This window comes from Streptomyces sp. NPDC060366 (genome assembly GCF_042725135.1).
GTDB lineage: Bacteria > Actinomycetota > Actinomycetes > Streptomycetales > Streptomycetaceae > Streptomyces.
This window is the reverse complement of sequence record NZ_JBHXDC010000023.1, coordinates 18,161-42,660: the sequence shown is the minus strand read 5'-3', so window position 1 is coordinate 42,660 and position 24,500 is coordinate 18,161. Positions and strand designations below refer to the sequence as shown.

The window sequence follows — 24,500 nt, the reverse complement described above, 5'->3', positions numbered from 1 at the left end:
CGGACCCGGCCTCTGCTCCTTACTCTCTGTTGATGGAGCACCACAGTCGACTCTCGCGGTGCCCGCTCATCCGAACCCGAGGAGTCCGCCATGCCGGAGCTGTTCATCGGTGGCAAGTGGACCACCGCCGTGGGCCGTCAGGTCCGCGAGATCCGCTGCCCGGCGGACGGCACGCTCGTCGCGACCGTTGACGAGGCGGGCGCCAAGGACGCGGCCGCCGCGATCGAGGCGGCCCGTGACGCGTTCGACAGCGGTCCCTGGCCCGGCACACCGACCGCCGAGCGCGGTCGGCTGCTGCTGCGCGTCGCCGAACTGCTGGAGCGCGACAAGGCCGCGTTCGCGCGGGCCGAGTCCCTGGACACGGGGAAGCGGCTCGTCGAGAGCGAGTACGACATGGACGACATCGCGAACTGCTTCCGCTACTTCGGCAACCTGACGGCCGCCGGCGGCACCGACCGTGTCGTCCACACCGGTGACCCCGGCGTCGACAGCCGCGTGGTGCACGAACCGGTCGGCGTCTGCGCGCTCATCACCCCGTGGAACTATCCGCTCCTCCAGACCTCCTGGAAGGTGGCCCCCGCGCTCGGCGCCGGCAACACCTTTGTACTGAAGCCGAGCGAGCTGACCCCGCACACCGCGATCATGCTGATGCGGCTGCTGACCGAGGCAGGTCTGCCGGACGGCGTGGCGAATCTCGTCCTGGGCGCCGGTCCGACGGCGGGCGCGCCGCTGACCGAGGACCCGCGCGTCGACATGGTGTCCTTCACCGGCGGTCTCGTCACGGGGCGCCGCATCATGGCGGCCGCAGCACCGACGGTGAAGAAGGTCGCGCTGGAGCTGGGCGGCAAGAATCCCAACATCGTCTTCGCGGACGCCGACTTCGAGAGCGCGGTCGACTACGCGCTGACGGCGGTGTTCCTGCACTCCGGGCAGGTCTGCTCGGCCGGCGCGCGGCTGCTGATCCAGGACGAGCTGCACGATGCGTTCGTGGACGAGCTGGTGCGCCGGGCCAAGGCGATCCCGATGGGCGGCCCGTTCGACGAGCACGCCCGCACCGGGCCGCTGATCTCGGCGGCGCACCGCGAGAAGGTCGAGGCGTACGTGGCGGCGGGGCTCGCCGAAGGCGCCGTACTGCGCTGCGGCGGTAAACGCCCCACCGACCCGGAGCTGCGCGACGGGTTCTACTACCCGCCGACCGTGCTGGACGACTGCGCTCCGGGGATGTCGGTGGTGCGTGACGAATCGTTCGGTCCCGTGCTGACCGTCGAACGCTTCAGGGACGAGGACGAGGCGGTCGCGCTCGCCAACGACACCGTCTACGGCCTGACCGGGGCGGTCTGGTCGCAGGACACCGGGCGCGGGCAGCGCGTGGCGTCGCGGATGCGGGCGGGCACCGTATGGATCAACGACTTCCACCCGTACGTCCCCCAGGCCGAATGGGGCGGGATGAAGCAGTCCGGCTTCGGGCGCGAGCTGGGGCCGGCCGGGCTGGCCGAGTACCAGGAGGCCAAGCACGTGTGGCGCAATCTCTCGCCGAGTCCTCAGGGGTGGTTCGAGTGAGCACGCCAGACACGCCGAACGGCCGCGGGGACGGGCAGGGCGCGAACGGTTCCGGCGCCGCGGGCCCCGCGGACCGGGAAGCCGCCGCGAGGACCCAGCTCCAGGACGACGACGACGCGCTCGGCGCGCTCGGCTACCGTCCCGAACTCAAGCGGACCCTCGGCAACTTCCACACCTTCGCCGCCGGGATCAGCTACATCTCGATCCTGACCGGCACCTTCCAGCTGTTCTACTTCGGTGTCAGCTTCGGCGGCCCGGCGTACTGGTGGTCCTGGCCGATGGTCTTCATCGGCCAGCTGATGGTGGCCCTGTGCTTCTGCGAGCTCGCCGCCCGCTACCCGGTCGCCGGCTCCGTGTACAACTGGGCCAAGAACATGGGCGGTCCGCACATCGGCTGGCTCGGCGGCTGGATGATGATGACGGCGACCATGGTGACGCTGTCGGCCGTGGCGCTGGCGTACCAGATCACGTTGCCGCAGATCGACAGCCGGTTCCAGTTCATCGGGGACGGCAGCGGCAAGTACGACGCCGCGGGCAACGCCGTACTCCTCGGCTCCGTCCTGATCCTCTTCTCCACCACGGTCAACGCCTTCGGCGTCAAGCTCATGGCGCGGATCAACTCCGCCGGGGTCTTCATCGAACTGATCGCCGCCGTCGCGCTGATCATCTTCCTGGCCGTGCACATCACCCGCGGCCCCAGCACCGTGCTGACCGACACCCAGGGGCACGGCACGGGCGAGACGCTCGGGTACTTCGGCGCGTTCCTCACCGCGTCACTGGCGTCCGCGTACGTCATGTACGGCTTCGACACCGCTTCGTCGCTCGGCGAGGAGTCGCACAACCCGAGCCGCAACGCGCCTCGCGCGATCCTGCGCGCGCTCGTCGCGTCGTTCCTGATCGGCGGACTGATCCTGCTGTTCGCCCTGCTGGCGGTGCCGAATCTGGCGGACAAGCGGCTGGCCACGGACGGCCTGCAGTTCGTCGTACTCGACACGCTCGGGTCGACCATCGGCGAGATCTTCCTGTGGTGCGTGGTCATCGCGATCACCGTCTGCGTGCTGGCGGTTCAGGCGGCGGGCATCCGGCTGATGTTCGCCATGGCACGCGACAACAACCTGCCGGCGGGCTCCGTGCTCGCCCGGGTCAGTCCGCGTTTCCACACGCCGGTCGTGCCCGCCATGCTGATCGGTGTCGTGGGTGTCGTCATCCTGGTCATCAACATCAACCAGCCGCAGATCTTCTCGGTGATCACGAGCATCGCGATCATCATGATCTATGTGGCGTATCTGATGGTCACCGCGCCGATGCTGGTCAAGCGGCTGCGTGGCCAGTGGCATCCGGTGAAGGGCAGCTTCACGCTGGGCCGGTTCGGGCTGCCCGTCAACATCATCGCCGTGTTCTGGGGCGCCGCGATGTCGCTCAACCTCGCCTGGCCGCGCGCCGCGGTGTACAACGCGACCGGTCCGCAGCACTGGTATCTGCGCTGGGGCGCGTTCCTGTTCGTCGGCGTCGTCGCCGCCGGCGGCTTCGCCTACTACTGGTTCGTCCAGCGGCACAAGACGGGGGTGCTCGCAGAACACCGGGTGCAGGTGACCGACCCGACGTCACCCACCAAGCCGCCGCCCAACACCCCCGCCGAGTAGCCGCCGCACACTCCCCCGCCCCCAACGCCTCCCGCCCCCGCGCCCCCACACCCTCTGCACCTGGAGAAGCGATGTCCGCAGCACGCCCCGTGGCCGAGTTCGACTACGTGGTCGTCGGCGGTGGTACCGCCGGCGCCGTCGTGGCCGCTCGCCTCACCGAGGACCCCGATGTCACGGTCTGCGTACTGGAAGCCGGCCCCTCGGACGTGGGCGACGACAACGTCCTCAAGCTCGACCGGTGGATGGCGCTGCTGGAGTCGGGTTACGACTGGGACTACCCCATCGAACCGCAGGAGAACGGCAACGACTTCATGCGGCACGCCCGCGCCAAGGTCCTCGGCGGGTGCTCCTCGCACAATTCGTGCATCGCCTTCTGGGCGCCCGCCGAGGATCTCGACGAGTGGGGCGCGCTCGGCTGCACCGGCTGGAGTGCGGCGGACTGTTTCCCGCTCTACCAGCGGCTGGAGACCAACGACGCGCCCGGCGACCACCACGGCCGCTCGGGCCCGGTGAACATCATGACGGTACCGCCGAACGACCCTTGCGGCAGCGCCCTGTTGGAGGCGTGCGCGGCGGCGGGGATCCCCACCACACCGTTCAACACGGGTCGCACGGTGCTACGGGGAGCACACTGGTTCCAGATCAACTCCCGTCCGGACGGCACCCGTTCGTCCGCCTCGGTGTCCTATCTGCACCCGATTCTCGGCAAGCGGCCCAATCTCGAGGTGCGCACCGGGCTCCAGGCCAAGCGGCTGCTGTTCGACGACACCGCCGATCGGCGCCGCTGTACGGGAGTTGAGTATCTCGAGCCGGACACCGTGCACAGCGGCGCCGTCTCCGCGCGCCGCGAGGTCGTTGTCAGTTGCGGCTCGATCGACTCGCCGAAACTCCTCATGCTGTCGGGCATCGGCCCGGCCGATCATCTGAGGGCGAGCGGGGTCGACGTACGGGTCGACTCCCCCGGCGTCGGCTCCCACCTCCAGGACCATCCGGAGGGCGTGATCATGTGGGAGGCGAAGCGGCCCATGGTCACCAGCTCCACCCAGTGGTGGGAGATCGGGATCTTCGCCGACACCGAGCCGGGCCTCGACCGGCCCGACCTGATGTTCCACTACGGCTCGGTGCCCTTCGACATGAACACCTACCGACGCGGCTACCCGACCACCGACAACGCCTTCTGTCTGACGCCGAACGTCACCCGCGCGCGGTCGCTCGGCACGGTCCGGCTGCGTTCGCGCGACTTCAGGGACAAGCCGAAGGTCGATCCGCGCTACTTCACCCACGAGCACGACATCCGGGTGATGACGTACGGGCTGCGCCTCGCCCGCGAGATCGCCGAACAGGAGCCCATGGCGGGGTGGCGGGGCCGGGAGCTGGCACCGGGGCCGGACGCGCGGTCGGACGAGGAACTGCTGGACTACATCCGTAAGACGCACAACACCGTCTACCACCCGGCGGGCACGGTGCGGATGGGGGCGGCGGACGACGCCGACTCACCGCTCGACCCGCGGTTGCGGGTGAAGGGCGTGACGGGGCTGAGGGTGGCCGACGCGTCGGTGATGCCGTTCCTGCCGACGGTCAATCCGTGCATCACGACGATGATGATCGGCGAGAAGTGCGCGGACATGATCAAGGCGACCTGAGCGGCGGGGCGTTGAGGGCTGCGGGACTGGGCCGTACGGCGCGCAACCTGGTCGCAACGTCCGCGCTCCTAGCCTCGCGGTGAGCGCCGTCCAAAGGCGGGCGGCACCCTCACCGGGAGGCCACAGAGATGACCCGATACGCAGCGCCGGGCACCGATGGCGCGATCGTCTCGTACGAGTCCCGCTACGACCACTGGATCGGCGGCGAGTACGTACCGCCGGCCCAGGGCAAGTACTTCGAGAACCCGAGCCCGGTCAACGGCCGCCCCTTCACCGAGATCGCCCGAGGCACCGCCGCCGACGTCGAACGCGCGCTGGACGCGGCCCACGGCGCCGCTCCGGCCTGGGGCAAGACGTCGGCCGAGACGCGCGCGGGCATCCTCAACAGGATCGCCGACCGCATGGAGGCGCATCTGGAGGAGCTGGCCGTCGCCGAGACCTGGGAGAACGGCAAGCCGGTACGCGAGACGCTCGCCGCCGACATCCCGCTCGCCATCGACCACTTCCGCTACTTCGCGGGCGCGCTGCGGGCCCAGGAGGGCTCGCTGAGCGAGCTCGACGACGACACCGTCGCGTACCACTTCCACGAGCCGCTCGGCGTGGTCGCGCAGATCATCCCGTGGAACTTCCCCATCCTGATGGCGACATGGAAGCTGGCACCCGCGCTGGCGGCCGGCAACGCCGTCGTCATCAAACCGGCCGAACAGACCCCGGCGTCGATCCATCTCTGGATGAGCCTGGTCGCCGATCTGCTGCCGCCGGGTGTCGTCAACATCGTCAACGGCTTCGGAGCCGAGGCGGGCAAACCGCTCGCCTCCAGCGCACGGGTGGCGAAGGTCGCGTTCACGGGCGAGACCACGACGGGGCGGCTGATCATGCAGTACGCCTCCGAGAACATCAAGCCTGTCACGCTGGAGCTGGGCGGCAAGAGCCCGAACCTCTTCTTCGACGACGTCTGGGCCTCGGACGACGACTTCCGTGACAAGGCACTTGAGGGCTTCACGATGTTCGCCCTCAACCAGGGCGAGGTGTGTACGTGTCCCTCGCGCGCGCTGATACAGCGCGGGCACTACAGCGAGTTCCTGGAGGCGGGCATCGCCCGCACCGAGGCGATCGTGCCGGGCCACCCGCTGGACACGGACACGATGATCGGCGCCCAGGCGTCCAACGACCAGCTCCAGAAGATCCTTTCGTATCTGGACATCGGTCAGCAGGAGGGCGCAAAAGTCCTGACGGGAGGTCAGCGAATTGAGCACGAGGGCGAGTTGGCCGGGGGCTACTACGTCCAGCCCACGATCTTCGAGGGCGACAACAGGATGCGGGTCTTCCAGGAGGAGATCTTCGGCCCGGTGCTCGCGGTGACGTCCTTCAGCGACTTCGACGACGCGATCAAGACGGCGAACGACACGCTGTACGGCCTCGGCGCGGGAGTCTGGACCCGCGACATGAACACCGCGTACCGCGCGGGCCGCGCGATCCAGGCGGGCCGGGTCTGGACGAACTGCTACCACGCCTACCCGGCCCACGCCGCGTTCGGCGGCTACAAGCAGTCGGGCATCGGCCGCGAGAACCACCGCATGATGCTGGACCACTACCAACAGACGAAGAACTTGCTGGTGTCGTACTCACCGAAGAAGCTGGGCTTCTTCTAGACGCTGAGAAAGGGCACCTGACCTGGGCGAATGTCGGTCAGGTGCCCTGGTCACACACGCCTCAGCCGCAAGTCGAAAAGCCCCCTTACTCCCACTGGTATCCCAGCTCTGACCAGCAGTTACGGGGCATTTCCGGGCCAGGATGCCGATGAGGCGCCCTCCTCGTCGTCCGCGGGCTCCTCCCACCGCCGCATCGACGTCTCGATCAAGTGGTTGGCATGATCCCGCGCCTACGCCAAGAACTTCGCATAGTGGCATAAGAGGACCTGAATGCTCTGCCCGGCCCGGCGCGCACACTCTGCAGGATCGACGCCAGAAGCAAGCCAGAACGAGATGCCGGCGTGCCGTAGGTCGTAGGGGCGCTTTGCCAGCTCAAGGAGATGTCGTCGAGAGTGAGAGCAGTCTCGCGCGCTCGCCCCCACGTGATGCCGTACGCAGAGGCATCGATGTACTTTCCCGCGGCGTTCCGGAAGAGCCGGCCATCCGGTGCGACGCCGAACTGTCGCATATGGTCACGCAACATGAAGACGAGCACCGGAGGGATGGGCACCGCCCGTGTGGCTTTGGCCGCCCGCCTCTTGAGCGAGTGGGTCTCGTGAACGACGCCGTTGTCGGTCCACTGCTTGCCCGCAGTCACGACACCGCCCTTCAGGTTCAGGAGCCCCCACCCACTCGCCGGGAGGCGGCACTGGGATTTCTGCAGATGGATGACCTCAGCTGGGCGCATACCGGCGTAGTACATGCAGCCGAAAAACGCGTAGAGATGTGGACGCGACCGGGTAGTGCCCTGACGGCGGCAAGCAGTCTGGCGACTTGGGCGGGGTTAGGCACACAGTCCGGGTCGACTTCCTCCGCGACTTCCGGTGCCGTCCAGCGAAGCCCGTTGAGCGGGTTCTGTGTGAAGTACCCGCGTTCAACAGCTGCGCCGAACACCTCGTTGGCCGCGGCCTTCTTCCGCTTCACGGTCTGACCGGCAGCGAGTGACGCTGCAGCCAGTCCAGTGCGACCTGCCACTCCTCGGGTGGGTCGGTGGCACAGGCTTTTTTGTTGAACGCCCATGGGTACAGGGCGCGGCGCAGCACGCGGGGTCCCGGGGTGCTGCGCCGGGCTCAACGAAGGCCGGCGTGATCGTGGCCAGAGCGTCGGCAAGAGTGCGGCGTGTGTTTCCCGGCGTTCGGTCCCAGCGCTGCTCGATATACTCACCTGCCAGGGCATACCAAGTGGTTCGCTGCTTCAGATCCCGGAGCTCAGCAGCGGGCAGACCAGTCTGCGGGTCGAACGGTTCGCCGTCGCGGGCGGCAATAATCAGCTTCCCCCGCCGGCTCTCCGCGAGTCCCTTAGTGAGGTAGGACTCAGATTTCTCCCGGCCACCAACGGTCCATCGGACCTCAAAACCCTTGCGGCGGTCGGGGCGTTAATGCCCCGTCCTCCCGCACTGAAGCTCTCCGAAGTTCTGGCGGAGATTCGCATGAGTCCATCGGCCTTCTACCGGCTGCGCGCTCGTGGTCAGGCTCCCCGAATGATCAAGCTGCCCAATGGTGAACTGCGCTGCCGCCGATCCGATCTGGACGCATGGTGGGAAGCGTGTGAAAGGGATACGCCTGCATGGCGACGAGCTACAAGGTTCGGTTCTGGGAAATCCGTGACTATCGCCGGTTTGGCTAACCGGCGATAGCGGTCTCTGTTGCTCGCCGCATCAGATGAATCCGGCAGCTTCTCAGCTCGCTGCCAGGAAGCCAGCCGGTATGAGCGCAGGGCCCGGGTCGCGCCGTCCGTGACAAGCACCAGCAGGCCGTCACGTGTCAGGCGGTCAAGGTCTCGCACTGCGATGCGCTCGGGTGCCCCAATGGCGTGAGCCACGTGGCGAGTTGAAGCTCAGGGTATGCCGCGACGTGTGCAAGGACAGCTCCGTCGTGCGGTAACCGTGTTGCAGCAGGTCCTCGCCGAACAGTCCAACTGCGCAGACGCAGACGCACAACCCGGTGGGCACAGCACTGTAGTCACCCGCCACCTGGCCGGACCAAGCGCTCAGCGCGCCGAGCACAAAGAGAGCGGAAGAAGTGAAGCGGGCAGATCGAATCCAGCAGAGGGGGCCTCCTACTCAGCGACCATGCCAGCCAAGAAGTCTGATGTGCCGCGAGACTGCGAATCACGCGCAGCCCTAGTCGCAGCGAATTACTGCACCGTCCGACCTGGCGTGCTGGTGTAGGGCTTCCAGGACGGTCATCTGGAGGGATTCGTCGGCGACTTCACGGTCACCGACACGATCACCTGGACCGTGCCGGTGCTGCTGTTCTGCATCGCGTTCGGCATGTCGATGGACTACGAGGTCTTCCTGCTCTCCCGTATCAAGGAGGAGTGGGACCGCTCGGGCGACAACCAACTCGCCGTGGCGCGCGGGCTGGAGCGCACCGGTGCGATGGTGACCGCCGCGGCGGGACTGATCGCCATCGTGTGGCTGGGCTTCGTCCTGTCGGGGATCTCGTACCTCAAGGCCATCGGTCTGGGCCTGGCGGTCGCGGTCCTGATGGACGCGACGCTCGTACGCGGCGCGCTGGTGCCCGCGTTCATGCGCCTCGCGGGGCGCGCCAACTGGTGGGCGCCGGGGCCGCTGGCCCGCTTCCACCGCCGCTTCGGACTGCGGGACGCCGGGCACACGTGACGAGAAGCCGACGGGCGAAAGCGGAGTTAGAAGTCCTAACGAAATGATCTTCAAGGTGGTTCGATCGCTCCAGGACTGATGATCTGGGAGTGTGGGATGGCACGGCCGAAACCGTGGGAAGTCGACGACGAGTTGTGGGCGGCGATCGAGCCGCTGCTGCCGAAGGTGGAGCGTCGGGCCCGGCACCCCGGGCGCAAGCGGCATCCGGACCGGCTCGTGTTCCACGGCATCCTGTTCGTACTGCACACGGGGATCTCCTGGGAGTACCTGCCGCAGGAACTCGGCTTCGGCTCGGGCATGACCTGCTGGCGCCGCCTGGCCGAGTGGACCAAGGCCAGGGTGTGGCCCCGACCGTGCTTGCAATGCTCAGGACCGGGGCCTCCGATCACGGATGAACAGCCCTTGATTCGGGCGCCGCTGCACGAATACGCATCCGGAGTGTCGGGATACCCGCGAGACTCTGGCGCGGCAGTCGTGACAGCTTGCGGACATGCCAGAGTTGCACGTTCACTCAAGCCGTCAAGTCAATAGGAGTAGCGCCTGCGGGGGACCAACGCCCCGAGCGCGAAACCCGCAAGCCCCACCCCGGCACCGGCCCAGCCGAGCCATGCGGGGATCCTACCGAGCGCCACCGAGCCGGCGGGCTGCGCGCCGTATTCGAGGCTGGTGGCCCGGTCGCCCATGATGTGTGCGTCCACCGAGGCCGGCATCGCGGCCTCGTCGCGATCCAGGACACCGTCGCCACGGTAGCTCTGAAGCTGCTCCTCCGACAGGCGGACAACGACGGACACCCCCTCCTCGGACGCCCGGTGACCGCTGCACTCATTCATGATCACGTCGCAGAACAGCGGGCGGCTCATTTCGACCTGCCCCGGCTCGCCGTACCTCCAGACGTACTCCGGCTCGTTGCGCTCGATCGATCCCATGGTCGCCAGCGCCCCGGCCGTCAGACCGACCCAGGCCAGGAGCAGCGCCCAGACGGGGGCCTTGCGAAAGGCGGGCATCCTACCTTCGGAATGGGCGTAAAAAATTGCGGGGATCACGAACACCCCGGCGAAGCCCACCAGCGCGGCGAGCAGGATCATCCCGGTCAGCCGCGTCTGTGGGTCATCGAGCAGTTCCCACACAGCGAAAGGCAGCGCCAACACGGGCGGCAGGGCCCACAAGGCGATGGTCCGTTTCGACACGCCTCTACCCTGGCACGCTCGCCCCGTACGCATTACCCCCGTACGAGACAGAAAGAGGGGTGCCGTTTACGCCGTGGTAGCTGCTGCCACGTGCTTCGCGCGGACGCCGTCCAACCGCCCCTCAGCAGCCGCCGCGCCGGATGGAGGGTGCCAACCCGGGACGACCTGTACGTCATCCTGGATGCTCACCAGGACGTCGCCCTCCAGGTCCTCACATGACCGCGCGCAGGGCTGCGGTAGCCCCACCGCGGCACTCGAACAGGTCGTGGTTCGTGGAGGTACATCGGCAGCGCACGCCGATCGAACGGATCCATCAAACCGACCTGGAGGCCGACCCATCGTTCTCCTCGGCTGTCAACTCATCGGTTCCTCTACCTACAGCCACAGCGGTCAAATGCCGCCCGGAGCGGCCGTCGTCATGCGACGCGAGGCGGTCCTCCATCACAAGTGCCAAAGTGATCCGCGTCGGATGTAAACGGCCGCCCCGGGGCTCATTTGACCCCGATGGCTGAAGGCGGGGAGTGCGCTGACCGCCGACGTGTACGACCGGCCGGCTTCTGCGACCGTCGGCCTGGCCGAGCGCGCTGTGAGCGCTGCTCAGATGTGCAGGGTGATCCGGTGGGTGGTGAGCCAGGTGTTGAGGTCAAGGGCGAGTTCGGCGGCGTGGCGCAGGGCGGATCCGGGTGCGTGGGTGACCAGTTGGCCGGCGGTGGGGAGGTCGAGGAGGGGGCGGACCGGTGCGTGCGGGTCGGTGAGCAGTTCTTTCATGGTCTGACGCAGGGCGTTGGTGTAATGAGGGTCTTGTGTGGCGGGGTAGGGGCTCTTGACGCGGTGGGTGACGGAGGCGGGCAGGATGTCGGATGTTGCCGCGCGGAGCAGGGACTTCTCCCGGCCGTCGAAGGTCTTCATGGCCCACGGGGTGTTGAAGACGTACTGGAGGATCCGGTGGTCGCAGAAGGGAACGCGGACCTCAAGGCCGGTGGCCATGCTGGTGCGGTCCTTGCGGTCGAGGGCGATTTGCAGGCAGCGGGTCAGGTGCAGATGACTGACCTCCCGCATCCGCCGTTCCGTGCCACTCTCGCCCGGCAGGGCGGGTACGTGGGCGAGTGCTTCGTGGTAGCGGGCCTGGGTGTATCCGGGGAGGTCGACCGCGTGGAGCAGGGCGGGTGCGAGGATGCTCTCGCGCGCGTCGAGGGCGGGGCGTACGGCGTGGAGCCAGGGGAACGTGCCTGCGTGGACGGCCTTCTCGTCGTGGAACCAGGGGTAGCCGCCGAAGACCTCGTCGGCGCACTCACCGGACAGCGCCACCGTGGCGTGCTCGCGTACAGCCTTGAAAAGCAGGTGCAGGGAGGTGTCCGTGTCGCCGAAACCGTGGGGAAGGTCGCGGGCGGCCAGGACGCGGTGCCGGGTAGCCGTGTCGAGCAGTTGGGCGGTGTCCAGGGTGATGTCGCGGTGGTCGGCGCCGACGTGCGCGGCCAGGGTGTGGGCGTAGGGCCGGTCGCGGGTGGGGCGCAGGTCGTCGGGCCGGAAGTCGTTGTCGTGGCCGGTGAAGTCCACGCAGAAGGAGCGCACCGGTCCGCGTCCCGCCTTGGTCAGGGACCTGGCGGCGAGGGCGGTGATCGCGGAGGAGTCGAGGCCGCCGGAGAGCAGGGTGCCCAGGGGCACGTCCGCGATGAGCTGGCGTTCGACGGTGTCTTCGAGCAGGTCGCGTACCCGCGTGATGGTCGTGGGCAGGTCGTCGGTGTGCTCGTGCGACTCCAGGGCCCAGTAGCGGTGTTCGGTGCTGCCGGTGCGGCGTAGGCGCAGGGTGTGGCCGGGGCGCAGCTCGCGCATGCCGCGGTAGACGGCGTGGCCGGGGGTTTTTGTCAGGGTGAGAAGTTCGGCCATGCCGTCGGCGTCGACCACCGCGGGGATCTGCGGGTGGGCCAGGATCGCCTTGGGTTCGGAGCCGAAGACGATGCCGTCGCAGGTCAGGTGGTAGTAGAGCGGTTTGATGCCCATGCGGTCGCGTACCAGGAGCAGTTCCTGCCGGCGTACGTCCCACAGGGCGAAGGCGTACATGCCGTTCAGCCGCAGGATGGACTCCTCGCCCCACCGGAGGTAGGCGTGCAGGACGACCTCGGTGTCGCTGCCGGTACGGAAGGAGTGCCCGAGCCCGCTCAGTTCGGCGCGCAGTTCTTGGTGGTTGTAGATCTCGCCGCTGTAGGTGGTGACGAGCAGGGGCTGTCCGCCGGTGTCCACCGTCATGGGCTGGGCGCCGCCGACGAGGTCGATCACGGCCAGTCGCCGGTGGCCGAGAGCGACGTGGACGTCCGCCCACATTCCCTCGTCGTCGGGCCCTCGGCAGGCCATGGTCCTGCTCATCGCCGCCACCGTGGCGCCCTCGCGCCTCAGGTCGCGCCCGTAGGAGATCCAGCCGGCAATTCCGCACATGAGACCGCGCGTGCCCCTCACGATCGTCGGTGAGCAACCGAGGGCTTCCCGGTTACGACACCTTCATGGCACGGGCGGCACGCGCAGGGGGCCGTTCGGGCGGGGAAAACGCCGGCTCTCACCCGGACGGCGCACGTTCGGCGAGGTGGTGGATTCCCGGCGAAGCCGTTCGATCTCGGCGTACTGGGCCGCGATCCGGGAGGCAGCCTGCTGCTGGGACCTCATGAGGTCTGCCACTTCAGCGTCACGTTCGGCCAGCCGCCGCTTCAGGGTGGCCTGGTCGGCTTTCAGGCGCTCGATCTGGGCTTCGCGGGGGTCGGCCTCTCCCAGTTCGCGCTGAGTGGCCAGGCGCCGCTCGAACTCGTGGGCCAGCTACGCAGCAGCCTGGAGCGGTCAGTCCGAGCCCTCGGCCGCAGATGCGAGGCGGTGCTCGGATGACCGCGCCGCCCAGTGCTTCTTCGTCATATTTGGTGTGGTCACGCGGCTTCGAGATGCTTGGTGATCAGCGATCGCAGCTGTTCGGAGTCCTGCGGGTCACCCAGACCGCGTTTGGGGAGGATCAGTACTCCGGTTCCCCAGATGTCCGGCGTGAGCAGCACGAATACCCGGCGGCTCTCGACGCTGCGCCCGTAGAACCCCCAGTTGGTCTGATTCGAATGCCGCTCGGAAATGGTACTGATCCCGTCCGCGTCGATTGTTACGCGGTGTTCGCCCAAGTGCCGGGCGTAGGCGAGCAGGGCGAGAGCTGTAAGCCAGCGGAGGACTATGAAGATGAGGCAGAGAGTCAGAAGGAGCTTCCACACCGCCCAACCCATGGCATCAACACCTCTGGTCAACAGGTTGGCTGTGCTCAGCAGGCCGAGCAGTGCGACCAGTACCCACAGAGCGCGGAAGAGCCATCGTCCGACCGGGCTGTGGCGCATCTGAATCTTCAGCCCGTCAGATATCTCGCGCCATGTCACTACATAGGTCAGTTTCACAGAGCCGTCGACAGTCATACGCCGTCCCTCTCGCATCGGTGTCAGGTGGTTCCCAGCCCGACCGGGTGCGAACCAGCGCGGTGACGCGCGAGCAGGCTTTCGTTCGGTGCGCCTTCGAGGGGCGAATGCGTCTGGTGGGAACTGGGCGGTTATACACCATCAGATTTGACGCGGTCGAGCGGGCGGACATAGCGGGTGAACCGTCGAGGTCCCCATGCCACCCGACGATAAAGGAGCACACCCGCCGCCCGTGCGGGCTTCGCCAGGAACGGCAGCAGCCCAGGTGCCGCCCGCGAAGCCCCAGGGCGGCGTAAGGGATCATTCCCGCCGCGGAGATTCCGGCGTCGACCCGGTTGCCCTCGGCCGCGTACCAGATCGCGTTCGCACCGTCGGCGACCTCACCGATCACCGGCACCTGACCCGCGACGTCCAGCACCGCGTGCCCGATGTCCGAGATGTCGACGCCGAAGAGGTGACCGTCCAGCTCCACGAACGCGATCGGGTTGCCGCCCGCGAACGCGTACCGGTTGCCCGTGTACGGGTCGCTGCCCAGCGTCATGTCCGCCAGCGCGCCGTTGCACATGTCCCGCGTCAGGAACCGGTTCAGCCCCGGGTCGTAGTTGCGGAACCCCATGTCGTACGTACCCGACGCGGCGTCGTAGCGCTTCCCGTTGTACCGGTACTCGTTGTACGGATCCGCCGCCGGGTTCTGGGCGTCCGGCTTGTCCGCTCCGGTGAAGAGACCCGACTCGTCCGAGCCGTACGCGGTGTAGCCGTACGTCGCCCGGGTCGTGCCGTCGTCCTTGTGTTTGATCTGCGTCAGCTACTAACCCCACGGCGACCACTGGTAGGACTTCGTGGCCTTGCCTGCGACCTCCTCGCGCAGGACCCTTACTGTCCATGCCCAGATAGGTGAAGGCCGTGGTCTTGCCGCTCGTCCTCGCGTGGTCTGTGACTGCGTACGGTCGAAGGCGTCGTAGACGTACGAGGTCCTCGTCTGCGAACCGCCGCTGCCCGCGGTGTGCTTGGCCATCCGGTCGAAGCCGTCGTAGGTGTACACCTCCTGCGTCGACCCGTTGGAGGACACCGTGTCCAGGCGGCCCAGCGGGTCGTAGTTGTACGTCGCCGCCACTCCACCCGTGGTGTTCTTCAGCAGGCGGTTGCGGTCGTACGCCGAGGACGTGGTCACGCCGCCGACCGTCTGGTTGGCGACATCCCGTCGAGTCGACGAGCGCGACCTGGTTGCCCGCCGGGACACCGTCGTCGGAGTGAGTTCGATGGTCCATCGCGGCGCCCTCTTGCGGGCGATGCGGTCAAACGAGCCGCACCTGAACTGCGACCGCCCGCTGGATGTGCCAGGGGGCGGTCGCGTGCCAGGGGAACGGCTCAGCCGTCAAGCCCCAGCACCTGGGGGTCATCACCCGGGAAGTTCTTCGGCATGCCTGGCACATGGATGGTGCGCCGATACACGCCGACCAGGAATTCCACGGCGCCGACCGGGAACTCCGACCAGTCGCCGTTGTCGCCGCGGACGACCACCGGCCACGCGTCCGGGTCCGCGGGGCTCGTCCTCCAGTAGAAGCCGTCCCCCGAATAGGACTCCGCCCAGCAGATCAGGCCTCCCGGCTGCGGGTAGGGAACGTAGTCCTCGGTGTCGCCCATCTCGTACAGATCCTGAAGGATCTCGTTCTCCCTGGACCCGGACGCCCACGACGCCTCGGCGCCGGGCCGGGGAAGGGACACCATGAGGAAATCGTCGACGACCAGCGTCGGGTACGCCTCGGTCAAGGAGCGGTAATCCGCAGGCAGCCCGGTACCCAGGCCGCTCTCGAGGGCGGCCCAGTCCACGTCGCGGCGCGAAGCCGCACGCCACCGCGCCATCGACGGGAGTGCCGCCTCCAGCTCTGCGATCCTCAACATGTCGTCTGTCATTCCGTGATGTTCTTGACCGTTACGTTATCGAACAGTACTCCATTCTCGGTGCGGGCGGACATGGTAATACTGTCCGGAATACCCTCGGTATGGCTGTAGTTGACCTTTCCGGTGTATTGCACCCAGTTCCCTGCCGCGAGCTGTCTTTCCATCTTGATCTCGCAGCGTCGCATTCCACTGGTGTTCATCCGCTGGAATCCGGTGAACAGATTGCGCTCGGTCCAGTCACCGCTCATCTTGTCGCCCACGATGTGCACGCGGTTGAAGATGACCTTGTCCTTGAGGTCCTTGTTCTGGGCAGGGTCCGGGAATCCGTACACGTTCACCGTCCCGCCGTCGTCGCGCGGCGTGCCCGACGCCTTGAGGTCGCTCGGGCAGATAAGCGCCGTCGCGCCTTGGGCACGGCCCTCGCCGTCCAGCTCGTCGTACTGGAACCGTGACGACTTCGGATCGGAGCCACAGCGCTCCTCCTCGTCGTCGCTGCCAGTGTCGCCGCCCGTGTCGCCGCCCGGGCGGCCCCTGGGAGCAGGGGCGGGCGTCGGTTCGTCGTCCTGGCCGGCCTCTTCGGCGGCCTCGCGAATGGCTGTGCCGGCCTCCTGAGCCGCCGTGACCACTACCGCGGTCGTGACCGTAGCCACCACCGCTACGGCTACGACCTTGACGACGGGGATCGCGACCAGGATGAGCGGGAAGATGTGACCGTCGATCTCGACGTTGCTCACTGGGTTGCCGCCGGTGAAGGCGTAGCGGTTACCGGTGAAGGGGTCGGACCCGAGCCGCATGTCGGCGAGAGCGCCGTTGTACATGTCCCGCGAGGTGAAGCGGTTCAGGCCCGGGCTGTAGTCACGGAAGCCCATGTCGTAGGTTCCCTGGCGGCGTCCCAGCGCTTCGCGTTGAAGCGGTAGGAATTGTGCATCTCCTTTTCGGGCTGGGCGGCGTCGGGCTTGTCGATGCCGGTGAACTCGGAGGAGTCGTTGCTGCCGTAGGCCGTGTACCCGTACGTGGAAGCGGTGTTGCCGTCCTTGTCGGTGAGAGTCTCGGTGTCGGTGTGGCCGTTGTAGCCGTAGACGCCCAGGTCTTCGGTGCCGTCGCTGTTGCGCTTGATCTGCGACAGGCGCTCGCCCCACGGGCTGTACTGGTACGACTTGGTGATCTCACCGGCGACACGCTCGTCGAGTATCTCCTCGGACATTCCGAGGTAGTTGAAGTCGGTGGTCTCTGTGCCCTCCGTCTTGGCGGTGGTGCGGTCCAACGGGTCGTAGACGTACTTGGCGCCCTGGGCCTGGCCGAGGGGTGAACCACCGCGGCGGCTTGACCGCGATCCCCCATTCCGACGGATCCGTACTCGCCATCCGACTGCTGCCGGGCCAGCCTCGTCCGCGCCGCTGATGGCCGGACCCGCACCCAGACTCGAAGCCGCTCGGCACAGACGCGCCCGACCTGGCCCCTCTGGCGTTCCGCTGCCCACCACTTCGGTCAGGTCGGCGAAAGCAGCGTGCCGCCGTCGGTGATCGGCGGCGGCACGCTGTTCGGGTGGGCGCAGGGTCGGCGACGCCGACCCGGGGATCAGCGGCGCCCGACGGAGGGGATCGTGAACGACGCGGGGCCGGCCGGCAGGTCCACCGTGTACTGGCGCAGGTAGGTGTCCAGGAACGGTGAGCGGGCGCCGGCGGTGGGGCGGTCGTCGGCCGGGGCGTCCAGGGCCAGTTCGAGCCGCGCGTTCTTGATCTTGATCGTCTCGCCGGAGGGTGTGTCGCGCCATGAACCGGTCTGGATGGAGCCGATCTCCACCGCCAGGACGTGCCCGGAGGCCAGGGTCCAGTCGGTCGCCTTGAGGTCAACGGTCAGCTTGCCGGAGTCCAGCAGGGAGACCTGCTCGTCGAACATGACGGCGGTGCCGTCCGGCGCGACGCCGTACAGCTTGACCATGACGTTGCCCGTGCCCTTGGCGGCCAGGGAGACCTGCGGGGTGCCGGTGACACGCACGGCACGCTTGACCGGCTTGGACCACACGAAGAAGCTGGAGGTGATCTCACCGGCTGTCTGGCGCTTCGCCTGCCCCTTGGCCAGGCCCTTCGGCGCGGCCGGGTCGAGCGCGGGAGCGTTCTCCATGTCCCACTCGCCGGAAGGCTGTTCGCGGGGCTGCGGCGTCGCCTCGCCCGACGGGGCAAGGCCTACGCGTGCGGAGGCACCGCCGTCATCAACGTACGAGCCGTCGCCGAGCGGGAGGGCGGCGGACCGTTCCACGACAGGCCAGATCTTCTGGGCACGCCAGGTGCCGGTGGAGTCCTGGACCGAGTAGGCCGGGTAGTCGACCTTCGGTTTGATGCCCTTGAGGTACTGGTCGTAGAAGGAGAGCGTCTCCTCGTACCAGCCCTCGCGCCCCATGGCCAGGCGCCCGTCGCTGGTGCGGTCGCCGCCACGCACGTGGTCCCACTGGCCCAGCCATCCGCGCTCGGGGCCCTTGTGATTGGCGAGGTACTCCTGCATCTCCTCGGGCTTGGTGTTGTTCTCGATAAAGCCCTGCGTGACGAACAGCGGGGTGTCGGTGCCCTTGGCCATCCTGGCCAGGTCGCGGGAGGTCCAGTGCTTGTCCCGCTGGTCGGCTATTCGGTATCCGGCCGAGTTCTCGGTGAGGCACTCCGGGTGGGTCTCCTCCCACCGGGAGTTGGCCAGGTAGCGCGGGTCGTCGTCCGCCATCTGGTCAACGGTGGCTATGGAGTTGTAGGCGTTGGCGGTGCCGGTGACGTTCGGGCGGGGCACACCGTTGGAGTAGATGTACTGGTACATGTCCCACACGGGCTCCTGGGCGACGACGGCCTTGAGCGCCCGCTGGTCCAGGTTGTTGCCGATGAGGCCGGTGACGGCGTCGTACGACTTGCCGTACATGCCGACCGCTCCGGTGGACCACGGCTGCTTGGCCGCCCAGTCGATGGCGGCCTTGACGTCGGCCTGCTCGCCCGGTCCGCCCCAGTCGAGGCAGCCGGTGGAGCCGCCGAAGCCTCGCAGGTCCACCATGACGAAGGCGTACCCCTCGTCGAACAGGTCCGTGCCCTCGATGAAGTCCTGGAAGCGGTTCGAGGGACCGGTGTGCGTCCAGTCCTCGGGGCCGGTCTGCCCCGAGTGGCCGAAGTACGGGCCGACCGACAGGATGACGGGCACGCGCTTCTTCTTCTTCGCCAATGCCTCCGGGAGCAGGACGTCGGCGTGCAGCTCGGTGCCGGAGTTGTCGGAGGACGGGAAGTAGCTCTGCGTCCAGACGGAGCCCTCGGGGACGCGGTCGTTCTCCGCGTGCGTGACGGGGTCGGCCGCGGTGGCGACCTCACCCGCCCGATCCTGCGCCGCGGCCACGGGGCCCGTGAGCGTACCGGTCAACGCGAGAGCTGCGACGATTGATGAGGCGGCCCAAGTGGTCGCGCGACGTCTTTTCACATGCGTCTCCCAGAGTTGTGGGTGCGGAGCAGTGCGGGTGTCACAGTTGGGCGGTGGCTCTGACCTGCGATGGAGTGGGCGACGGCAAATCCCCTGCGGTCGCAGGGGGTTACGCCGTGGACATGGCCGGAACTGACGGCGAGGCAGCTTACGATCATCGCTAAATCACGTCAACGGGGCGGCGCACTTTCAGGTATGGGCGAAAGCCCGCCCGGATCGCATGGTGGGCAGCAGGCGTACGAGATGTCGTGGGTCCCGGAAGACTGGCCCCAGGAGGCTCTCCCGGACGAGCTGGGGCGGACTCGGTCCGCAGACCGGCAAAGGGTGCATCAGGCCTGACGGCAGGACTCGCAGACGTGGCTGCCGATCGCGGTCACCAGATTCGCAGCCGCCGCCCGCACGGCGGCGTCCTCGTCACCGAGCCACAGACCAGATCGCTCAACGCCGAAGCACTCTTCCGCGCGCCACCGAAAGCCACCAGCGAGAGCCGGCCCGGAACCTCGGCCGCCACACCCGGATCACCCAGATCGAGATGCGCTACGACCGGATGAGCGAGTTCGCCCGGCTGGCCGACGAAGGCGTCCTCGCCGTATCGGTGGCCCGCACCTACACGCTCGACGAGATCCAGGAGGCGGCCAAGCTCAGCCAGTCCCGTCGGCCCGGCGGCAAGCTCATGCTCGTCCTGTGATCGGGCGGTCAGCGGACGTAAAGGCGTGCTGCCTCCGCATGTTCCCCCGCCTGCTCAAGTTCCCGGGCGCGATTGCGGTCGTTGACGTGGTTACGGCCAAGTGGTCTGTATGGCGAGGGCGTTGAGTTCATGAGGATGGTCACAGCGCGGGGTGGGTGGAGATCAGGTCGGCGGGGTCTGGCTCTGCGAACGGACAAGCTTGCCATCCTGTACCGGGCAGCGCTCTACTTGGCTGCCATTCTCATCTGGGCCCGGGGGTAGGGCCGTCGGGCCGCATAATTTGGAGGGGCGCCTCCTCAGTCCAGCGTGGCAGCATGCGGCAATGGTCTTTCGACACCCCGGCGGCGACTACGCGATCACCACGATGTACTCCGTGCCCGATGACGCCTGGTATCTGGAACTGGATCTCGTGGCCGGGCAACGGACTCTCGTGACCGCAATCGTCCCCGACGAGGATCCGGCACGGGAGCCGACGGTGTGCTTCAACCCGCACGTAGGGCACGCCGACGTCCCTTACGAAGTCATGCGCTGGTTCATGCACCAGGTCGATGAAGAGATCCGTACCTCCCGTGCCTGGATGCGGCTGGGACCGAACCTCGTCGAGATCATCTACCAACTCCGTCAGGAGCACATGGGCGTCATCGATGATGACGACTTTCCTCAAGTTCTGGCGGACGTGCGCACCACGGTCCCCGAGGAAGACCTCCCAGCCGTTCCAGAGGCCGCCTTCGGGCGGAATCCTGACAGCACCACCATGGACCACCCGCAAACGCCCCAGCCTGTAGACGGTCAAAAAGACAGGGCCTAGCTGTCTATGAAGCCTCTTGTTGAAGGGCGTCCTTCTGGGTTTGGTCCGCCTTTTGTTGTCGGTTCGAATTCCAGGGTCTCGACACCCGTGGTCAGAAGCGCAGCCCGACCGATTATCCACCGTGCCGTTGCCAAGGCTTGGGTGCTCGCCATCTGACCAGCACCGTCGGCACAGCTGTCCGCGAGAAGCCGCCAGCATCGTTCCAATGACCGTACGGCATCAAGCATGACCACGTGCCGATGGCAGGACCTGACTACTCATCAGTGAGTCGGGAAAGAGTAAGCAAGTTTCAGGAGCCGGTAGGCGGGCGCCGGCGTAGTTCCCATCGCAACGCAACCAAAACGCGGACGGCCGGAAGCAAGATCCGGCCCATGCACGGGCCGGCGTTGCCCCGATCGCGCCATCAACCGCTATCTCCGCTGGTCGCCACCAGCGCGACAGCTGTACCACCAGCAGACGAAGAACTTGCTGGTGTCGTACTCACCGAAGAAGCTGGGCGGCTTCTTCCAGGCACCAAAAAAGGGCACCTGACCAAGGCAGACAGCCATCAGGTGCCCTTTCCTGCCCTCACCTGAGCAGTGGTCCTCCCATGCCGTGTTCGACGAACGAAGGACACGCTCGTCCTCGGACGCGAACAGCGTTGCAGGCCAGAGGAGTTCGTAGTTGCTCAGGTCCAGACTCACCGCGACATCATCGCCCACCTGGGCAGGCTTCAACTGGTCAACAGGACATGAGCATTCGGCCGGGAAATGGTCCTTGGTGCTCGGGCTGCTCGTGCCCCCGCCGTCTCCGCGCACGTCACTTGGGTCCTCCAGTCCATTCGTGCCGCAGCAGTCCGAAGACCAGCTCGTCGATGCGTCGCCCGTCGCGGTGGATGCTCTCGCGCATGACGCCCTCGCGCACGAAGCCGGCGCCTTCGAGTAGCCGCACGGACCGCGTGTTGTCGGCGAAAACCTCCGCGGTGATCCGCTCGAGATCGAGCACATCGAAGGCGTGGTCGACCGCTTTCACCACCGCCAGGTGCCCGTAGCCGTGCCCCCACAGGTCCTTCTCACCGATGACGATGCCCAGCCGGCACCGTCGGTGCTCCCGTTCGATGAGCGCCAGGTGGAGGAACCCGATGGGTTCCGCGCGGTCGGCGAGCCCGATCGCGAGGTGAACGGTGTCTTCGCTGGGACGCATCCACCGCTCCAGCGTCGCGGCCACCTGTTCGCGGCTGTACGTGTGTGTCTCGTGGTCGCTGAGCCGCTGGATCTCGATGTCGTTCTTCCAGCGCAGCAAGGGTTCAAGACTCGCCGGTGTGTGGGACCGCAGCTCGACGTCGTCGTCGCCTACAGGGGACGTCGGTCTGTCGTCCATCGGGTCTTTCGCTCCTTGATGAGTTCGTGGGCGCATCGCATCGCGATCTCGTCGGTCGTGCCATGAGCGGGATCGATTAGCTGAGCGGATGTGCTCGACGGGCACGTGGTCAGGCAAGTTGGACCATGGTCAGGAGGTGATCCGTGGGAACGTAGTCGATCTTCCGGTCGGCGTAAACGCCCACGGCGCCGTCCTTCTGGCATCGCAGCCCAACCGTCACCCAGCGGACCGACCCGTCGCCGGCGGCCACGACGTTGTACAGCAGGTTCGTCAGTGTCACTGCCGGACTCGGCACGCCTAGGACACTGACTTGCACGGGCAGGAGGAAGACCGCTCCGGAAAACGCCCACGGGCGAGGTGGCCACCGAAATCAGAAGCCCGGCGACGAACCCGAGCAACTCCGTCGGCCCCGGCCCGATCCAACCGCCTCCCGAAGTGATGAACAACTGCGGTCCAGGCTCAGACTTGTGAACGAGGCCAAGTGTCCGCTGTCATCCAATCGAGGCGTCTGACAGCGAACCCAGTCGTCCCGGCTTCCTTACCGGCGAGTCCGCTTTTTTTCGTGAGCGTGGCAACCTGATCACGGAGCGAACCGGGATACAGCTTCAAGGGGGAGCGACGCGAACATGGGCCAGACTCTGGCGGAGATACTGGATGCGGCGGCACGCGGGAAGTTCCCACCGCCCGACGGCACCACAACGGTGGTGCCGCAGCCGAGCCACCGCGACGCCGGAGTGATCGCGTTCACCGCGCACTCCGTGGTGTTCACCGACGAGGACTCGCTGTGGGTGCGTGAAACGCTGGCGTCCCTGGACTGCGACGAGTTGGCGGGCACCATGAACCCGCGTTTCCTGGCCGCCCTTTTGGGCCGTACCGGTCGGTCAACCGACACGATCGACCTGCTGACGGTGGCCGCCTCCCTGCCGGGCGAACTCCCGCTGGAACTGCGCGAGATCGCGGACCCGGACCATCCGCGGGTGTTGAGGGCACGCAAACGCAGGGATGACGTGCGCGTCTGGGCGGCCGACGGCGGGGTGGTCATTCTCGGCCGGGGCGTGGCGGGCCGCTGGGAGACGGCGATCGAGGTGGACGAGGAGGTACGCCACCGGGGCCTGGGTCGGGCGCTGGCGACGGCCGCGCGGCATCTCGTGCCCGCCGGGGAGCCGGTCTGGTCGCAGCAGGCTGCGGGCAACGCGCGCAGCGTACGCGCCTTCCAGGCCGCCGGATTCCGGCCAGTCGGCGCGGAGGCGCTCCTTATCGCGTCATAGGGGTGCCGCTGATCGGCAAACTCCACGAGCGCGGGCCGGGTTCACCTCGCTGAGAAGAACAACTGACGGGACCGTCCTCGGGGTCCTTGCCACGCAACTTGGTCCGCCGAGGTGAGACGGCACTTCAACTGGCTTACTTCGCTGACAAAGAACACCAAGCTGGGCGGTGTGGTGGGACCGGAGGCAGTGGTGTCCGGCCCCACCTGTCGTGTCTTCCGCAGTGGCGTCAGCGACGGCCTCCGCGACCGCCGCGTGAAGGTAGGTGTCCGTCACAGCCTCCTCCCGCGCCGCGAGGATGAGGGCCGCGTGGGAGGGCGACACGGTGATGCTGAGGTCCCGTACCGGCGCGTCATCGGAGGACCCGTTCGCGGTGAAGCCGAGGATGGCCCGGAAGCTGACGACGAGCCCGCCCGAGGCAGTCGCGCGCTGCCTCGCATGTGCTCTGAACTGCGGTTGCCACGCGGTCGATCCGGGCCGAACGACAGACCGCCGGCTGACCTCGCCTCATCGGCCGGCAGGGGCGTTGTCAGACGTGTGGGGCAGGATGGGCGCCATGGCACAGCTGATCTTGCCCCCGTCGGAATCCTGGCGCCTGATCGATGCCTGGCTGGAGACGCACGTGGCCGCCGATTTCGCACTCCTCAATCCACCAGCGACACCGGACGAGATTCGACATGCGGAGCGGATCCTCGGCGCACGGGTCCCCGGTGATCTCGTTGAGTCTCTGCAATGCCACAACGGCGTGAGCACCTGGACAACCATCCTGCCGGAGCAGTCCCCACTCGCCTTGAACGGCATCGTGGAGCATTGGCAGACCTGCATGGAGGTCGCGGCAAAGAACGACGGACTGACCCCGCGCCCTTGGGAAGACGAGCCTTGGTGGCACCCACTCTGGGTTCCCTGGGCTGAGAGCGCCGATGGCGCGGCACAGATCATCGACCAACGTCCCGGCCCTGACACGGGGCGCCTCGGCTGGGCGGGCCACAGCGGTGGCGGCGACTTCACCGAATCCTGGCCTGACCTGGCGAGCCTTCTCCACACAGTCGCACAAGCGCTTCATCAAGGCGGAGACGTCCGCGGGCTGCACCCCTACCTCACCACGCATGGTGGGATGTGGTGGGACGAAGAGGGCTGCCGCGAGGTGAACGGTCACCCGCTGAAAGCCGCCCCGATCGGGCTGCCCTGACCACCAGCCATCGCAGACCGCTACCGGAGCGTCGAACAGAGAGTCGTCGCTCTCATCGAAGAGGTTG

At 67.3% G+C, this 24,500-nt stretch carries 20 protein-coding genes and 3 pseudogenes; 11 read left to right on the top strand and 12 right to left on the bottom strand.

Annotation, left to right across the window (positions count from 1 at the left end; genetic code table 11):
- Nucleotides 1–90: 90 nt before the first annotated feature.
- From ACFWHU_RS34050 to ACFWHU_RS34020, 7 genes and pseudogenes are all read left to right on the top strand, one after another.
- Nucleotides 91–1,560 (top strand): aldehyde dehydrogenase family protein, encoded by a 1,470-nt coding sequence (locus ACFWHU_RS34050; RefSeq protein WP_387229741.1) that lies wholly within the window; start codon nt 91–93, stop codon nt 1,558–1,560.
- Complete coding sequence (locus ACFWHU_RS34045) at nt 1,557–3,203, top strand: APC family permease (RefSeq protein WP_387229739.1); 1,647 nt, start codon at nt 1,557–1,559, stop codon at nt 3,201–3,203. The genes ACFWHU_RS34050 and ACFWHU_RS34045 overlap by 4 nt, the downstream gene beginning before the upstream one ends.
- 71 nt (nt 3,204–3,274) lie before the next feature.
- Nucleotides 3,275–4,846: a GMC family oxidoreductase gene (locus ACFWHU_RS34040; protein ID WP_385795636.1), complete on the top strand. Its 1,572-nt coding sequence runs from the start codon at nt 3,275–3,277 to the stop codon at nt 4,844–4,846.
- Between the two features lie 128 nt (nt 4,847–4,974).
- Nucleotides 4,975–6,498 (top strand): aldehyde dehydrogenase family protein, encoded by a 1,524-nt coding sequence (locus ACFWHU_RS34035; RefSeq protein WP_385795633.1) that lies wholly within the window; start codon nt 4,975–4,977, stop codon nt 6,496–6,498.
- Between the two features lie 1,417 nt (nt 6,499–7,915).
- Nucleotides 7,916–8,095 (top strand): annotated as a pseudogene (locus ACFWHU_RS34030) (helix-turn-helix transcriptional regulator); the annotation flags it as partial.
- A gap of 630 nt (nt 8,096–8,725) precedes the next feature.
- A complete protein-coding gene (locus ACFWHU_RS34025; RefSeq protein ID WP_387229799.1) occupies nt 8,726–9,160 on the top strand; it encodes an MMPL family transporter in 435 nt (144 codons plus the stop codon).
- Nucleotides 9,161–9,256: 96 nt separating this feature from the next.
- A pseudogene (locus ACFWHU_RS34020) lies at nt 9,257–9,511 on the top strand (transposase); the annotation flags it as partial.
- 173 nt (nt 9,512–9,684) lie between these two features.
- Here the strand turns inward: ACFWHU_RS34020 and ACFWHU_RS34015 are convergent.
- The 9 genes from ACFWHU_RS34015 to ACFWHU_RS33975 form a co-directional block, all read right to left on the bottom strand.
- Nucleotides 9,685–10,347 (bottom strand): hypothetical protein, encoded by a 663-nt coding sequence (locus ACFWHU_RS34015; protein ID WP_387229736.1) that lies wholly within the window; start codon nt 10,345–10,347, stop codon nt 9,685–9,687.
- Between the two features lie 597 nt (nt 10,348–10,944).
- Nucleotides 10,945–12,780 (bottom strand): asparagine synthase (glutamine-hydrolyzing), encoded by a 1,836-nt coding sequence (gene asnB / locus ACFWHU_RS34010; RefSeq protein WP_387229734.1) that lies wholly within the window; start codon nt 12,778–12,780, stop codon nt 10,945–10,947.
- Nucleotides 12,781–13,256: 476 nt separating this feature from the next.
- Nucleotides 13,257–13,778 carry a YcxB family protein gene (locus ACFWHU_RS34005; RefSeq protein ID WP_385795625.1) on the bottom strand — a complete coding sequence of 174 codons (522 nt, stop codon included), beginning with the start codon at nt 13,776–13,778 and terminating at the stop codon, nt 13,257–13,259.
- The gene (locus ACFWHU_RS34000) at nt 13,720–14,574 is read right to left on the bottom strand and encodes an RHS repeat-associated core domain-containing protein (protein WP_387229797.1); all 855 of its coding nucleotides are present in this window, start codon (nt 14,572–14,574) and stop codon (nt 13,720–13,722) included. Before ACFWHU_RS34000 ends, ACFWHU_RS34005 begins: the two co-directional genes overlap by 59 nt.
- A gap of 12 nt (nt 14,575–14,586) precedes the next feature.
- Nucleotides 14,587–14,949: a hypothetical protein gene (locus ACFWHU_RS33995; protein WP_387229732.1), complete on the bottom strand. Its 363-nt coding sequence runs from the start codon at nt 14,947–14,949 to the stop codon at nt 14,587–14,589.
- Between the two features lie 197 nt (nt 14,950–15,146).
- Nucleotides 15,147–15,692, bottom strand: a complete 546-nt coding sequence (locus ACFWHU_RS33990; protein ID WP_387229730.1) for a hypothetical protein — start codon at nt 15,690–15,692, stop codon at nt 15,147–15,149.
- On the bottom strand, nt 15,689–16,549 hold the full coding sequence (locus tag ACFWHU_RS33985; protein WP_387229728.1) for a DNA/RNA non-specific endonuclease: 861 nt from the start codon (nt 16,547–16,549) through the stop codon (nt 15,689–15,691). Before ACFWHU_RS33985 ends, ACFWHU_RS33990 begins: the two co-directional genes overlap by 4 nt.
- On the bottom strand, nt 16,519–16,944 hold the full coding sequence (locus tag ACFWHU_RS33980; protein ID WP_387229726.1) for a hypothetical protein: 426 nt from the start codon (nt 16,942–16,944) through the stop codon (nt 16,519–16,521). Before ACFWHU_RS33980 ends, ACFWHU_RS33985 begins: the two co-directional genes overlap by 31 nt.
- A 314-nt stretch (nt 16,945–17,258) precedes the next feature.
- The gene (locus ACFWHU_RS33975; protein WP_387229724.1) at nt 17,259–19,124 is read right to left on the bottom strand and encodes a CocE/NonD family hydrolase; all 1,866 of its coding nucleotides are present in this window, start codon (nt 19,122–19,124) and stop codon (nt 17,259–17,261) included.
- A 220-nt stretch (nt 19,125–19,344) separates the two neighbouring features.
- Here ACFWHU_RS33975 and ACFWHU_RS33970 point away from each other — a divergent pair, with 220 nt between their 5' ends.
- Both ACFWHU_RS33970 and ACFWHU_RS33965 read left to right on the top strand, forming a co-directional pair.
- Nucleotides 19,345–19,812: a zinc-binding dehydrogenase gene (locus ACFWHU_RS33970; protein ID WP_387229722.1), complete on the top strand. Its 468-nt coding sequence runs from the start codon at nt 19,345–19,347 to the stop codon at nt 19,810–19,812.
- Nucleotides 19,813–20,134: 322 nt separating this feature from the next.
- Nucleotides 20,135–20,620: a hypothetical protein gene (locus ACFWHU_RS33965; protein ID WP_387229720.1), complete on the top strand. Its 486-nt coding sequence runs from the start codon at nt 20,135–20,137 to the stop codon at nt 20,618–20,620.
- Between the two features lie 410 nt (nt 20,621–21,030).
- Here the strand turns inward: ACFWHU_RS33965 and ACFWHU_RS33960 are convergent, their stop codons facing one another.
- The 3 genes and pseudogenes from ACFWHU_RS33960 to ACFWHU_RS33950 all read right to left on the bottom strand — a co-directional run.
- A complete protein-coding gene (locus ACFWHU_RS33960; RefSeq protein ID WP_387229804.1) occupies nt 21,031–21,417 on the bottom strand; it encodes a hypothetical protein in 387 nt (128 codons plus the stop codon).
- Between the two features lies 1 nt (nt 21,418).
- Complete coding sequence (locus ACFWHU_RS33955) at nt 21,419–21,979, bottom strand: GNAT family N-acetyltransferase (protein WP_387229718.1); 561 nt, start codon at nt 21,977–21,979, stop codon at nt 21,419–21,421.
- Nucleotides 21,980–22,205: 226 nt separating this feature from the next.
- Nucleotides 22,206–22,398 (bottom strand): annotated as a pseudogene (locus tag ACFWHU_RS33950) (sulfite exporter TauE/SafE family protein); the annotation flags it as partial.
- A gap of 207 nt (nt 22,399–22,605) precedes the next feature.
- On the opposite strand from ACFWHU_RS33950, the gene ACFWHU_RS33945 reads away from it, so the two are divergent.
- Both ACFWHU_RS33945 and ACFWHU_RS33940 read left to right on the top strand, forming a co-directional pair.
- Nucleotides 22,606–23,247, top strand: a complete 642-nt coding sequence (locus ACFWHU_RS33945) for a GNAT family N-acetyltransferase (RefSeq protein WP_387229716.1) — start codon at nt 22,606–22,608, stop codon at nt 23,245–23,247.
- Between the two features lie 553 nt (nt 23,248–23,800).
- A complete protein-coding gene (locus ACFWHU_RS33940; RefSeq protein WP_387229714.1) occupies nt 23,801–24,433 on the top strand; it encodes an SMI1/KNR4 family protein in 633 nt (210 codons plus the stop codon).
- The last annotated feature ends 67 nt before the right edge of the window (nt 24,434–24,500 follow it).

Bases quoted from the DNA above. Each gene is read 5' to 3' on its own strand.
- ACFWHU_RS34050 (WP_387229741.1), top strand. From the start codon at position 91: ATGCCGGAGCTGTTCATCGGTGGCAAGTGGACCACCGCCGTGGGCCGT.
- ACFWHU_RS34040 (WP_385795636.1), top strand. From the start codon at position 3,275: ATGTCCGCAGCACGCCCCGTGGCCGAGTTCGACTACGTGGTCGTCGGC.
- ACFWHU_RS34035 (WP_385795633.1), top strand. From the start codon at position 4,975: ATGACCCGATACGCAGCGCCGGGCACCGATGGCGCGATCGTCTCGTAC.
- asnB (WP_387229734.1), bottom strand. From the start codon at position 12,780: ATGTGCGGAATTGCCGGCTGGATCTCCTACGGGCGCGACCTGAGGCGC.
- ACFWHU_RS34005 (WP_385795625.1), bottom strand. From the start codon at position 13,778: ATGACTGTCGACGGCTCTGTGAAACTGACCTATGTAGTGACATGGCGC.
- ACFWHU_RS33990 (WP_387229730.1), bottom strand. From the start codon at position 15,692: ATGACAGACGACATGTTGAGGATCGCAGAGCTGGAGGCGGCACTCCCG.
- ACFWHU_RS33985 (WP_387229728.1), bottom strand. From the start codon at position 16,549: ATGGGCTTCCGTGACTACAGCCCGGGCCTGAACCGCTTCACCTCGCGG.
- ACFWHU_RS33970 (WP_387229722.1), top strand. From the start codon at position 19,345: ATGGTGGGCAGCAGGCGTACGAGATGTCGTGGGTCCCGGAAGACTGGC.
- ACFWHU_RS33965 (WP_387229720.1), top strand. From the start codon at position 20,135: ATGGTCTTTCGACACCCCGGCGGCGACTACGCGATCACCACGATGTAC.
- ACFWHU_RS33955 (WP_387229718.1), bottom strand. From the start codon at position 21,979: ATGGACGACAGACCGACGTCCCCTGTAGGCGACGACGACGTCGAGCTG.
- ACFWHU_RS33945 (WP_387229716.1), top strand. From the start codon at position 22,606: ATGGGCCAGACTCTGGCGGAGATACTGGATGCGGCGGCACGCGGGAAG.
- ACFWHU_RS33940 (WP_387229714.1), top strand. From the start codon at position 23,801: ATGGCACAGCTGATCTTGCCCCCGTCGGAATCCTGGCGCCTGATCGAT.